This window comes from Acinetobacter sp. BZX-2, from assembly GCF_055179795.1.
In genome coordinates, this window is sequence record NZ_CM143686.1 from 2,640,839 (window position 1) to 2,653,268 (window position 12,430).

A 12,430-nucleotide genomic window follows, 5' to 3' on the forward strand; every position below is an offset into this window, starting at 1 on the left:
TCATTCTTATAGTTCTAAAGCGTTATTTAGTTAAATCAATTATCTAGCATATAAACCAATGACTATAAGAGCAAAGCCAATGGAAAACCGAATAGATATTGATCAGAAATATCCACCTAATTTATTAGAACTCACTAGTGAGCAACACAATGGTCAATTCATCCTTAAAGAAAATCCTGTTATTTCGACTATATACAGTACCATTCTTTGCGTTAATCGAATTGAAAACGAATCAATAGATCGATTGTTTAAACTCAGCAACGAGGGCTTGAGCTTAAAGACTTATGACCCTGCTCTTGAATTATTCTTAAAAGGAATTTGTTCAATTGAACAAGCGAGTCAAAGTAACTACCACTGTGAACATAGCATTATTTTCAAACAAGCATATAACGTGGCTGTTGCACCTAATATTCATTCTGAAGATGAGCCTTCTTTTTGGAAAGCAGCACCAAATCGTACATTCGAATTATTAGATGATATGACTGGGGAACTGATCTGTTCTCATACAACGGCTCAACTTAAAAATGATTTGGTTCGTGAGATTTTGATTCGAATCGACTCACCGATCTTTACAAAGGCTCAATACGCTCGTCGTGAAAGATCAAAGGATCAATATAAAGGGGCTAGAAAGCTCGTTCAAGCCTTGAGAGACAAGTTTAGTAAGCTACTGGTACTTCGTATTGATTTCTGTTGGAAAGATCGGATACAGGATGATGTCACCTTTAGGAAAATGAAAGCTCCGTATGCTCAACTCATGAAAGGTTTCCATCATGACAAAGACTTACCTAACATCGTCGGTTATCTCTGGAAATTAGAGTTTGGTGAGAAAAAAGGCTATCACTACCACTGTATCTTTTTTATGGATGGGAACAAGTTTCAACGCGATACACATTACGCAGAGGTGATTGGACAACGTTGGTCAGAGCTAACTTCAGAGCAAGGCTATTACTTCAATTGTCACCGCGACAAAATCAAATATCGTAATCTAGCTATTGGCATGGCTTGTCATAATGATCAAACCTTCTTCGACAATCTTGATCAGGTTCTATTGTATATCTGTAAGCAAGATCAGTTTCTGATTGATAAGCGCTTACTAGGGAATGTTCATACCTTTGCAACCAGCAATCGTACAAAACAAAAACAACCGAAAACAGTTGGTCGTCCGCGTATTTTTAAAATTATCCCTAATCCAATCCCTCAGGATAAATTAATCAGTCCTGTGACCCTTGTTAAGAAAAAATTAGTCATTAAACCATCAGGTAAATCATTATGAGCTTCGAACAACTTCAGCAATTCAGTAATTTAGATTTGATTTGTGGACAAAATAATTTAATCGTTATGAAATGGCTTCATACCTTGGGTGAAGCATCTCATCAATTATGTCTAAAAAGTTCAAAACCTTTGCAAATCAGAGGTCAGGTATTAACACCAACAGCACCATTGATCGAGCTTGATCGTGTGCTAAAGATGCAACGTCAAATGATGCAAAGCAATTGTGCATTCCCCTTAACCACTTTGCCTAATGAGTTTATTGTAAACAAAGGCGCTAGTTTCCTAGTGTCTAAAATGCATCAAATCGTTATGCAAAATAGTTGGTTTGATATTTTAGGGATTAATCAACACCCTGATAAACAAGCAATACATTCTTCCTTAAATCAACTTTGGAATGAAATACGTGGTTATTCAATCAGTGTTGAGGCTGAGAGCGACGTTAACAAGCGTAAAAAGCTCATATCAGACCAAGCTAAGGAAAACTCACGTATTGTCAATCGATTGCTCACTCAACACGCTAACATCTCATCTACCAAGCTCTTTTATTGCTTTTGTGCCAAAGGTGATACAGCATCGTTACAAGTAAATGAGCTAGAAAAAGCAATTGTTAAGCTTAAAAGTAAATTGATTGACCAATTTCAGCAACTTAATCAAGGAAACCTATTTTGCATCCAATGGCGGATTCAAAAAACATTGTATGGGCAGTACTACCTCAATATGTTGGTTTATCACGAACAAAATCATCAGTTACAACTGCCTCAGGATCAAAATCTATTATCACATTCGATTGATAAAGAAGGTCAAATTTCGGTTCAACTGAATTTGCCAAATATTTCTATTCAAACTCTGAAGCTTGAGCGTGATAATTTCCAAGGCATTAATTTAGCAGAGTGGAAAGTTATTTTTAACAATATGCTCTATCCTTTGAAGTATTACTACTACCAATCCAAAGTCATCAAATCAAATTTTGAGTATATTGTTTATTAATCGTATTTGACTCATTCAGTCACAGCCCAGTAGTTCCTTATTGGGCTTTTTTACATGTTGGAAATAGTGATATGAACTTATCGTGAATTTAAACTAAATGAATGACTCTTCCTACAACGTCCTAAATCCACCAATTTGATGTTATCTAATCCAAAATTTTATGTGGGTTACAATGTGGGACAAAAGCACAAGCAAGAAAAAAGCCCTTGCAATAACAAGGGCTTAGATCAATATTTGGCGGAAGCGGTGAGATTCGAACTCACGGAGGACTCACACCCTCGTCGGTTTTCAAGACCGGTGCATTAAACCGCTCTGCCACGCTTCCAATGGCGGCTATCATATAAATAAAATTCGAACTTGGCAAATCTTTTTAAACATTTTTTCAATCAAATGTACAAAATAAAATCAATAACGACTAATTTGCTGAATTTTCAAACTTTTCATAACAAATTGAGTTGATATACCAAAGTTTTTTGCCTAACGGCGTTACAACTTCGACTTCATCATCCACTTGCTTAGACAATAAAGCACGTGCCATGGGTGAATCTATCGAAATATGTTGTGGATGATGGTCATAAATTTCATCAACGCCTACAATACGTAAAGTTTTCTGCTCTCCATCGTCATTTTCGATTTCAACCCACGCACCAAAATATACTTTTCCTTCCTGTTCAGGAGAGAAATCAATAATCCTAAGCTCTTCTAAACGCTTACCTAAATATCTTACACGCCGATCAATTTTTCTAAGTATTTGTTTATTATATTGATATTATAACCCCATTACAGAACATACTATTTACAATGTCTTTAGAAAAAAAACCCAAAAAAATATATACATAAAAATATGTAAACACCCCTAACTATATAATAAATAGTATATTTGATGAGTTATTTCCAATTATCACTTTCTCGAACTGTAAAGATTAAATAAAATCAGACATATGAATCAAATCATTGATTATATTTTTCTTTCAGTTTCTTGGTAAGAAAAAACCCAATATTGAATTTAAAAAAATTTATTATAAAACACCTTGATATAAAGACTAATATCTTTAATCCCCTAATGATTTGCATAATATTGTTGCTATACTCGCTCTACTTTCAAATTTGAGAAAAAACCTCTCGATTACTAAATTATCGTAATATAATCCCTTGTGATTCATATACAAAAATTTCATGTATAATCTCTATTTAATGATTGACCAATTAAATAAGCCTGTTTCAACTCAATTAAAGTGTAGGTTTTAATAAACTATCAAAATCCGAAAATTGCATGCTTATGCAGCAGTCTCGGCGCAGTGCATGATTTTGATCTGGCAAGCCGAATTGCACTTTCGATGGCTTTTGTGATAAGGATTGGAATTCTTTATTTTCTAGTTTAGAAGAATACAACTGTAAATAAATCGGTGGTATTGCTTTAGAAACACTAAATTCAGTAGCTTTTCTGGGTTTGAAATTCTATTCATTGTAAGGAGATTTAAAAGTGAAAAAATACGGTGTTGAAATTATTCCTAGACCAGCAATTAAAGCAACAAAAAGACTAGATTTGAACGGAAAAATGGGAGAAGAAATGATTAAATCACTGACAAAATTAATTTTAATTCGCCATCAAAAAGCATTTAAGCGTTTATCTGAAATGTGAGTTTCGAAGACATTTCACACATGAAACTTAGATAAAAAGTCATTTTTGATAGTTATTTTCCACATTAAAACTGCTTTATTATACAAAGATTTAAAAGTTAATACTTACCCAAGCAACTAAATTTTAAGGCATGGCATGAATATGAGGTATACGTAATTCTCTTTAGGGATAGTTTTGTACAACCAAGCCGTGAAAAAACCATCAATATTGAATTTAAGAAAAATCATAAGATCTAAAAAATTAATTTCATATGTTTTAATGCTAATTGTAAATGACAGATAATATGAGATTAATTTTTTTAATTAAATCAAGAAATTTTTAGTTTTCTTGATTTAATTTGCGGATTAATTAATTAAATTCAGAATGCTTATAAACCTCAGTGTCATATTTTTTTTGTTTAGCGATGATATTATTTTTGAGTATATCTACCTTATCTTGATGTATTTTCACAAAATCCTTTTGCGCTGCCTGCCATGCATCAAAACCTTGCTTCAAGTCAGCAATCGTACCTTCCACAAATCTACCTTTAAAAAACAAATTATGATTTTGCAAGTTAATCTCGCACGGTCTGAACAGATACATGCAGTAGCTATCGTCATTGCGCTTCTCTACATACAATACACTGTCCATAATGGCATCATGCAGCATCATTTCACCTGTGCCTTCTTCACGAATTAAGTATTGGTGATAATAAATCGAGCTGTTCACGATCAGAATGTTTTTCGCCTCACTGCCATATTTCCGCACAGTGGCATGACCTTCGAGGAAATATTTTTTTACAACGTCAGGTATCCATTGAAAGTCTTTTTCATCAATTTTATTGAATGTTGTGTACTCAATCCGTTCATGTTTCATCACGCCTTTTTCATCCAAATGCCATTGACGGTTTTTGGCGCTAAGTTTGAGATAAATCACTAAAATGACAATCCCTAATATTGTTATGAGCGTGATTATTTCCATTGTATTCTGCCTGTAACCCCAAATTATTTTATGCTCTAATTTTCAATGTATTGAGAGGCTTATTCAAGACTACTTTTGCACTGGTTTTATCTTAATCGAGCTATTGTTAACAACTCCAGCAGCGGGCACATTTTCATCTTCATTTTTTTCAGAAATGATATATATATAATAGAGCCATTTAGACTCTATTTTTTAAGTTATTTAACAATCTCGAAACATGTGTCAATAATTTCACATCAACTGTCATTTAACTTCTAATTTAAAAATAAAATAAATCCATTTAAAAAATTAGAATTACATTATAAACATATACCACACCACCAACCCAAAACACATTATAAACATATACCATATTTCAAAATTTAAAATAATAAAAATTAACAAATAAAATATATTTTAACTTAATTCCTTATTGACATTATTTTAATTTAAAATAAATTTATTAAAATAATTATTGGATTGTAGTATTATGTCATATATAAAGAAAATATATGTCAATTACATAGATTGCACCACTAATAGCATTTTCACGTTACCTAGTTTATTAACTGAGAAAGGAATCATAATTTCCCATACTAGGTACTTAGCATGGTTTAACTATAAAAGCGAATCATGGAAAGAACGATCATGCTATGCACTCAAAATTTTATTGAAATATATAAATTCTGTTCCAAAAATTGATAATGCTACTAAATTACTCAAAGCTTTCACTGAAGCTTTAATCACAGGAACAATTGATCCAACAACCCGTATTGATACTCTTGAACTTTATTGGCGACCACGCACAGTCAGAGATACCAATAATCTATTGTTTCACATTACTCATTACACAGATTTTCTGATGCTGCAGGATGAACATTCAACAATTCGTGTAAATCCATTTCGCAAAGCTACAAGTTATGAAGAGCGTCTAAATTGGTGTGCTTATTATCATAAGCAAGCACATGTCTTTCTGAATCATTTAACTAAAAAAGATTTATCACAACAGCAAATTCGTTTGGTTGGCTCGTTCACTGAGGATCTGATTGATTTTGAATATGCAGTTCGTTTTCCTGAAGATCAAATTGAAAGGTTGATTTACTTAGGATTTGAAAAAAATGGACAATATGACTATAAATCGCAAGCGATTACGATGTTGATGAATTATGGTGGGCTTAGAAAAAGTGAAATTTTTCATATTTACACTTCAGATATCACATTAAACCCAAACCGCCCTCACGAAGCCCTTGTGCGTGTTTATCATCCTGAATTAGGTATAGCTCCAGATCCTCATTTCAAAAATAGACGTGAATTTCTTTTATCTAAAACATCGTTCAAGCCTAGAAATAGCTACCCATTTACCGAACGTTTATATGCAGGATGGAAAAACCCATTACTTACATCTAAACAAGGTTACTTTGAGGTTGTATTTAATCCGCCAGATAAAGCTAAAGAGTTTTTATTGATATGGGCAAATTATCTAAAATTTCAAAGAATTGAACCATCAAAAAGTAACCCACATCCTTTCGCATTTACAAATACGCTAGGGGAACCAGAAACTATAAAAAATTTTCAAAGATTACATAAAAACGCATTAGAGCGCATTGGACTAATTTGTAAAAAAGATCGTGGAACGATAGAACACGGCCATCGACATGCTTATGGTTTTCGAGCACGTCAGGCTGGCTTAAATCAAGTCGAAATTCAAAAAGCCATGCATCATAAAAGTCCAACATCATGCCTAATTTACATCAAACCAACAGTCGAAGAAGTACAAGAAAAATTGAGAGAGATTCAATGATAAAACCTCAAGCAATTCGGCAAATCGAAAGTAACAGATTTAATAAAGAATTTTCGACTTTTCCCGATTTAGATTCTTTAAAGCAATTCTGTAAAAATGCTGGTATTTTTAATTCCGTGTCGTATAGGCAAAATTATAGAGAATATGGGCTACCTGCACACCCTGAAAGAATTTATGATGAGTGGATCAGTTATAAAGATTTTTTTGATATAGTCGATTTTATTTCGTATTCAGAACTAAAAAGTTTAGTAGAAGACAAAAATCTTAAAAATGCTAAAGAATACAAAAGTTTCATTTTAAAATTAAATGATCCTAGCCTTCCGCTTGATCCGCAAGGCATCTATCCAAATGAATGGGAAGATTGGTACAAATTTTTAGGTAAAACCGAACCATTTAAACCTGATTTTATTTCACCAAGTTATATAACTTGGGCAATTAAAATCAAAGAGTTCATGACTAAAGCTCGTGGTGGTGGGACTAAAGAATCGCAGTTATGTCGTTTTGTCCGTCTTTATATCGAACGATTTGATAAAAGTAAAACGCCACATGCCTTTCTTATTCAAGAGAAATTCGATGTCAAACCCTTTCGTGATCTACTCAAAAATATAGAATCAGAACCGATGAGGCGAAAACTAGTCGTTTATGTTAATGAGTTCTTAGATTACATCATCAACAATGATTTAACGATTGAAGATGAGGAAACAGGTGAGATTGTACGTATTGATAATGCTCGTAATCCATTTTCTCTTTTATTAAATCAACAAAATATATCATCTAGCTCAATTCGTTCTGAAACGACAAAGCCATGCTTACAATATCATTTTGTAAAAAAAACCCAAGAATGGATTATTCCACCCAATGCAAAAAGCTTTCAGGATTTAAAGCATCTTCATAATTTCGATGCTGATTGGGTTAAAGTAAGTTTTGGTCAGTTAGATTTACATGATTTAGATTGTGTTTACCGTGTCATTGATAATCAAGCATATTTATGGTGTCCAATAGATTGGATTCATACTTATGCACTTACCAAAGTTCCCTTAAGAGGACGGCAAATCGCCTATAATGATTCTGGCGAAGCTGATGAATATATTGCTGATTTAGATCAACAAAACAAAATCATTTGGCGAAAAAATAATTCCCCGCTTTCTGGATTGACCAAAGCACAATCATTCATAAAAAAAATGTCTGATGGTCAAACAGGTATGTTTACCACTACAAATAAAACAAATAACAATGGGCAAGGCTATACAATTCCGTGGATCCCCGAAGATTTAGCATATTGGCTAATTAAGCTACGGAAATGGCAACAAAAATATAATCCTATTTCATATCCAAGTGCTTGGATTGATTGTCAAAGAACAAATTTAAATGAGGTACAAAGAAAAGCCAAAGGATTGAATTGTTTTCTTTTTAGACGCTTTAATGATTTTGAGGCGGCGAATGTCGGAAATGCATTAACCCCGAGATTAGCAGCTGCTCTTTATAATATACAGCCCTCAAATCTTAGCTTGACTACACTTGAAGGAAATAGAGCAGTTTTAGGTGCATATAAGTCTAAATACACGCCCCATAGCATGCGTGTAAGCCTCATTACGGCTTATGTGCTTGAAATGGGTATGCCAATTGAAATCGTGATGAAAATCGTTGGTCATAGCTCCGTAATTATGTCGATCTATTATTGCAAAGTTTCCAATCATGACATTAGAACTCGATTAGAAGAAGGTGAGAAAATTGCCTTAAAATCTGAAGTAGAGTCTATTCAAAGAACCATTGAACAAAATAAAATTGAAAGTGTTAAAAACCAATTGGTTGGCAATAATTTGGAATTACTGCAAGCTTTGTCTAATGAGGTTCCTGCAGGTAATTTTATTTTTAGAGATTATGGTATTTGCCCTTTTGCAGCTTCAAGGTGTGAGGATGGTGGGGAGTCAATAAAAAGCAGTTCGTTCTACACTCCTACACCTCAAGGTTATTTAGGAACTCAGAATTGTATACGTTGTAGACATTTCATTACTGGACCTGCCTTTATCGGAGGCTTATTGGCAATTACAAATGAGATATTACTGCAATCCAATGATCAATCTGAAATATGTTCCAAACTACAATTTAAAATCAACCAGATTAATCAAAATATTGATAAAATTGAAAAAGAAGAATATATAGCCAACCTGAAGAAAGAAAAATTTGAGGGTACTGCTAAAAGAGCAAATCTCGAGACTGAACTTCGAAATTTTGAATCAGAATATGAAACAGCCGCTAAAAAACTGGATATGCTTTTATGCGATATCCAGTCAGCTTACAGCCACATTACGAAATGTCACAAGCTCATTAATAACAATGCATTATTAGAAAATACAGATACATTATCGCTAATTACGACTTCAAATGCAGAGTTAGTTTTAGAAATGGAAGAAGTTAGCCACTTTCAGCAATTACAAGAAGTTTGTGAAAATGCTGTCATTTATAAATCTTGTAATGCTGATCAAGCCATTTATCCACGGACTCAGCTCATTGATAAAATGGCGATGTTTAATGAAATTATGCCTGCTTTGTTCATGTTATCTAAAGAACAGCAACTTTCAGCAGGCAACCAAATTTTTAAATTATTGATGAGTCGCCTCAAATCTTGGGATAAAGTGCAAAGTGTTATGGATGGAAAGCTTAAACTTATAGAACTTTCTGAAACTGAACAAATTTCAAAATCAGAGATTGAACTCATTCTACATAATTCTCCAACTTTGATTGAGGCAAGTCATGAATCCTAAGGAGTTATTAAATAAGTTAAAACATGGATCATCACTTAAAATCCAACAGTCACTTGATGCAATTTATGAAGTATGTATTGAACAACAGGAACGTGGAATTCAGGATTTTTCTGTAAGTACGATCGCTAATTTAGGATTTAATCGAGGAGTTCCTAAAGCGCAAAGCATCCGAAATAAGACAGGTGAAAAATATAGAGCACTGATTCAAAGCTTTGTTGATGTATCATCACAGAAACCTAAATTGACTAAACCATCTCAAACAGATAATGCGTGGATTGAGGAAATTCAAAATCCCAAACATCAGTTGCTTGTACGCATTATGGCATCTGAATTAAAAGAAGCTCAACAAATGATCCGTGAAATCATTCCGCCTAAACAAAGGATTGATATTTATGATTATAAGAATATGATATCGCATGAATCTTTTAAGCTTTCTGACCAAGAAGTACGGGCATTACAGTATTTATTATCTACTGATTTTCAAAAAAAATGGAATCTAAAACCAACTCATTTTGGTGAGCTAGTCGATGAGTCTAATAAGCCTGTTTTTAAAATTTCTACATTAGATGCCTTACGCAAGGCTTTGGAGTATTTGTCTTGAATCGTAAATTACTAACGGCTGAAGGTTATCAACGCTTACAAGATGAGTTAAATGATTTAGTTCGTAAAGAACGCCCTGAAATTACAAAAATTGTGTCTTGGGCAGCCAGTCTCGGCGATAGGTCTGAGAACGCTGATTATATCTATAATAAAAGAAAGTTGCGTGAAATTGATCGTAGAATTAGATATTTAACTAAACTTTTTGAGGTCGCACATAAAGTTGAATATAGCCCTGAGCAAGATGGTAAAGCCTATTTCGGTGCTTGGGTTGAGTTAGAAAATGACGAAGGTGAAACTATCAAATTTCGTATTGTTGGAGATGACGAAATTTATGGTCGTAAAGATTATATTTCACTCCAGTCACCCATAGCAAAGGCTTGTTTAGGCAAGTCTGTAGATGATGAAATTCAAGTACAGACACCAAAAGGAAAAAAAGCCTGGTATATTGTAAAAATTAATTATGTTATTTGAATTAATTAAATATTAACAATGTGTTAAATTTAATATTAAGTGTTATATATTTTTCTATTGTAGGTTTTTATGCATACTAAGATTATTGAGCTTTTTAATAAATATGGATTTGAGTATAGGGAAAGTGCTTCTAATACAAATTTTTTAGCTTTTACATATAAATCAGGTTTTTTTCATAATGCTGAATTAGTTTCACTTAACTATGAGAATAAGGAAATTTTAGATGCAGAAATGGAAAAATCTCTAAAATCATTGGAAGCATTAGGATTTTCAACAAAAAAATCATTTTATAGAAATTTTGAAGAAATTGGAGATTTTCACACCAATTGACCATACTAAAAACATCATTTAGACCAAAGCAGTTTCAACTCAATTGACCAGCCATTTTCATCAATATGAACATAGTAAAATTAAGTAAACATCCACTGAACCCTACTTGAGTTCAAGTGGGGTTCAGTGGATGTTTACGGATCAGGTTCCATAAAGTATTGTAAAATGCCTATCCGCTACAACTTTCTTATCCCGAATTCACGTTATTTAGGCAATAATTTATAGTTTTCTAATTCAAGTCTATTTGGGAGAGTTAGTTTATCTATCGACTGTTTATTATTGTCCACATAAATTGCATTCCCACATTGCGGGCACTCATATACAAGTCTAGAATCTTTTACATTTTTGAACACTAACAAACCATCTGAATCACAAAAAGAACAAAGAGTATTAACTCTAAGCACGAATAAATATTCAAATATTTCTGATAGTATTCTTGCTATACTTTTCTGATCTTTAAAGCTATATCTATTCAAATTTTTAATAAATAAGATAAACTCATCCTTATCAAACTGAAATTTGTAAATAGGATAATCATTCATATCTAAATTACAGTATTCTAATATTTTATAATTAGAAAAAGGATAATTAGAAAACATATCTATATTTTCTAATACCCAATTTCTAATTACTAAGTAAATACACACAGGTTCTACAGACTCTTCATCATTTATTTTATCAAGAAAGCCTTTCCAAATAGCTTTATTTAAATATTTTGAACTCATCTTCCACCAACCACAGGGTAAACTGTTATTAAATTCCCTTTTGAATCGGTAAATATTTTAATAAATCGTGTTGCCTGACCACTTTGATTTATTGAAGCATTCCCAATAATCTGCCCAGTATTAACATACGCATAAATTGACCTCCTAGAATTGTAGTAAATGAGTTAGCAACAGAGTTGTGAAATCTCATTAGATAAAGTTAAGGGTGAACCTGCTAGTCTAGAGCCAAATGTATTATGTTAATTTGTTTTTAACAAAATATGATAATTCATTTTTTCCATAATATTCTTCAAGAACTCCTTAATATTATTCAAATTAACACTAGATAACAGAACTAAATTTTTATCATAGAAGCAATTATTTCCAAAGTAGTTAGCACTCTCTATACTGTAGATTCTCCGCATATCATAAAAATTAAAAATATAAGAATTTTCAAAAATTGTGACATCAACCTCTAAGCATCCTTTAGCTTCATATTCCCAATCATAATCCTGAAAATCATCAGGTGAATTAATAGTATAGTTTTCCATTAGTTTTATCTCACACATTTAATTTGAGAGCATAAATTATATATTTGAAATAAAAAATGACCAAAGTAGGGAAGTATACTCAATATTTTTTCACAAAACATAATAAATACTTAGTATTTATAACTCTCTCGACAAAGTCATTAATATTTTTAATATTTACTTTAGTGAGAACAACTATATTTTCATCAAAAAAATTGGGTTGATGAGCAAACTCTATATCTATTGTTTGATTTAATCTAGTCATATCATAGAAATTAAAAGTATAAATATCATTATTAATTTCAATATCAAGCTCTAAACACCCTTTAAGCTCAACTTCCCACTCATATTCCTCAAAATCATTTGGTAAAAATAAAGAGTAATTCATT

Annotated in this window: 12 protein-coding genes, 1 tRNA gene and 1 pseudogene; 8 read left to right on the forward strand and 6 right to left on the reverse strand. The window is 32.4% G+C overall.

The features are described from left to right. Nucleotides 1-79 precede the first annotated feature (79 nt). Nucleotides 80-1,273: a YagK/YfjJ domain-containing protein gene (locus ACY45D_RS12415; protein ID WP_463107025.1), complete on the forward strand. Its 1,194-nt coding sequence runs from the start codon at nt 80-82 to the stop codon at nt 1,271-1,273. Next, nucleotides 1,270-2,259 carry a hypothetical protein gene (locus tag ACY45D_RS12420; RefSeq protein ID WP_419329037.1) on the forward strand — a complete coding sequence of 330 codons (990 nt, stop codon included), beginning with the start codon at nt 1,270-1,272 and terminating at the stop codon, nt 2,257-2,259. Before ACY45D_RS12415 ends, ACY45D_RS12420 begins: the two co-directional genes overlap by 4 nt. A gap of 235 nt (nt 2,260-2,494) precedes the next feature. On the opposite strand, the gene ACY45D_RS12425 is transcribed toward ACY45D_RS12420, so the two are convergent. Continuing rightward, nucleotides 2,495-2,584: transfer RNA gene (locus ACY45D_RS12425), tRNA-Ser, on the reverse strand. Nucleotides 2,585-2,674: 90 nt separating this feature from the next. Continuing rightward, a pseudogene (locus tag ACY45D_RS12430) lies at nt 2,675-3,028 on the reverse strand (GreA/GreB family elongation factor); the annotation flags it as partial. A 714-nt stretch (nt 3,029-3,742) separates the two neighbouring features. Between ACY45D_RS12430 and ACY45D_RS12435 the strand changes: the two are divergent. Next, on the forward strand, nt 3,743-3,901 hold the full coding sequence (locus tag ACY45D_RS12435) for an acetyltransferase (protein WP_463107026.1): 159 nt from the start codon (nt 3,743-3,745) through the stop codon (nt 3,899-3,901). A gap of 348 nt (nt 3,902-4,249) precedes the next feature. On the opposite strand, the gene ACY45D_RS12440 is transcribed toward ACY45D_RS12435, so the two are convergent. After that, nucleotides 4,250-4,861 (reverse strand): hypothetical protein, encoded by a 612-nt coding sequence (locus ACY45D_RS12440; RefSeq protein ID WP_463107027.1) that lies wholly within the window; start codon nt 4,859-4,861, stop codon nt 4,250-4,252. Between the two features lie 469 nt (nt 4,862-5,330). Between ACY45D_RS12440 and gmtY the strand changes: the two genes are divergently transcribed. From gmtY to ACY45D_RS12465, 5 genes are all read left to right on the forward strand, one after another. Continuing rightward, nucleotides 5,331-6,641, forward strand: coding sequence for a gamma-mobile-trio recombinase GmtY (gmtY, locus tag ACY45D_RS12445; protein ID WP_463107028.1), 1,311 nt, complete (start codon nt 5,331-5,333; stop codon nt 6,639-6,641). Continuing rightward, the gene (gmtZ, locus tag ACY45D_RS12450; RefSeq protein ID WP_463109484.1) at nt 6,638-9,406 is read left to right on the forward strand and encodes a gamma-mobile-trio integrase GmtZ; all 2,769 of its coding nucleotides are present in this window, start codon (nt 6,638-6,640) and stop codon (nt 9,404-9,406) included. The genes gmtY and gmtZ overlap by 4 nt, the downstream gene beginning before the upstream one ends. Beyond that, nucleotides 9,396-10,007: a gamma-mobile-trio protein GmtX gene (gene gmtX, locus ACY45D_RS12455; RefSeq protein WP_463107029.1), complete on the forward strand. Its 612-nt coding sequence runs from the start codon at nt 9,396-9,398 to the stop codon at nt 10,005-10,007. Before gmtZ ends, gmtX begins: the two co-directional genes overlap by 11 nt. After that, nucleotides 10,004-10,477: a transcription elongation factor GreB gene (gene greB / locus ACY45D_RS12460; RefSeq protein ID WP_463107030.1), complete on the forward strand. Its 474-nt coding sequence runs from the start codon at nt 10,004-10,006 to the stop codon at nt 10,475-10,477. Before gmtX ends, greB begins: the two co-directional genes overlap by 4 nt. 69 nt (nt 10,478-10,546) lie before the next feature. Continuing rightward, on the forward strand, nt 10,547-10,807 hold the full coding sequence (locus ACY45D_RS12465) for a hypothetical protein (protein ID WP_463107031.1): 261 nt from the start codon (nt 10,547-10,549) through the stop codon (nt 10,805-10,807). A 203-nt stretch (nt 10,808-11,010) separates the two neighbouring features. On the opposite strand, the gene ACY45D_RS12470 is transcribed toward ACY45D_RS12465, so the two are convergent. The 3 genes from ACY45D_RS12470 to ACY45D_RS12480 all read right to left on the reverse strand — a co-directional run bounded on the left by ACY45D_RS12470 (nt 11,011) and on the right by ACY45D_RS12480 (nt 12,429). Continuing rightward, a complete protein-coding gene (locus tag ACY45D_RS12470; protein WP_463107032.1) occupies nt 11,011-11,532 on the reverse strand; it encodes a hypothetical protein in 522 nt (173 codons plus the stop codon). Between the two features lie 239 nt (nt 11,533-11,771). Next, nucleotides 11,772-12,062, reverse strand: a complete 291-nt coding sequence (locus tag ACY45D_RS12475) for a hypothetical protein (RefSeq protein WP_463107033.1) — start codon at nt 12,060-12,062, stop codon at nt 11,772-11,774. A gap of 79 nt (nt 12,063-12,141) precedes the next feature. Continuing rightward, complete coding sequence (locus ACY45D_RS12480; RefSeq protein WP_463107034.1) at nt 12,142-12,429, reverse strand: hypothetical protein; 288 nt, start codon at nt 12,427-12,429, stop codon at nt 12,142-12,144. Nucleotide 12,430: the final 1 nt, after the last annotated feature.

Excerpts from the sequence above, each read along its gene's own strand:
- ACY45D_RS12415 (WP_463107025.1), top strand. The coding sequence starts at position 80 with ATGGAAAACCGAATAGATATTGATCAGAAATATCCACCTAATTTATTA.
- ACY45D_RS12420 (WP_419329037.1), top strand. The coding sequence starts at position 1,270 with ATGAGCTTCGAACAACTTCAGCAATTCAGTAATTTAGATTTGATTTGT.
- ACY45D_RS12440 (WP_463107027.1), bottom strand. The coding sequence starts at position 4,861 with ATGGAAATAATCACGCTCATAACAATATTAGGGATTGTCATTTTAGTG.
- gmtY (WP_463107028.1), top strand. The coding sequence starts at position 5,331 with ATGTCATATATAAAGAAAATATATGTCAATTACATAGATTGCACCACT.
- gmtZ (WP_463109484.1), top strand. The coding sequence starts at position 6,638 with ATGATAAAACCTCAAGCAATTCGGCAAATCGAAAGTAACAGATTTAAT.
- gmtX (WP_463107029.1), top strand. The coding sequence starts at position 9,396 with ATGAATCCTAAGGAGTTATTAAATAAGTTAAAACATGGATCATCACTT.
- ACY45D_RS12465 (WP_463107031.1), top strand. The coding sequence starts at position 10,547 with ATGCATACTAAGATTATTGAGCTTTTTAATAAATATGGATTTGAGTAT.
- ACY45D_RS12470 (WP_463107032.1), bottom strand. The coding sequence starts at position 11,532 with ATGAGTTCAAAATATTTAAATAAAGCTATTTGGAAAGGCTTTCTTGAT.
- ACY45D_RS12475 (WP_463107033.1), bottom strand. The coding sequence starts at position 12,062 with ATGGAAAACTATACTATTAATTCACCTGATGATTTTCAGGATTATGAT.
- ACY45D_RS12480 (WP_463107034.1), bottom strand. The coding sequence starts at position 12,429 with ATGAATTACTCTTTATTTTTACCAAATGATTTTGAGGAATATGAGTGG.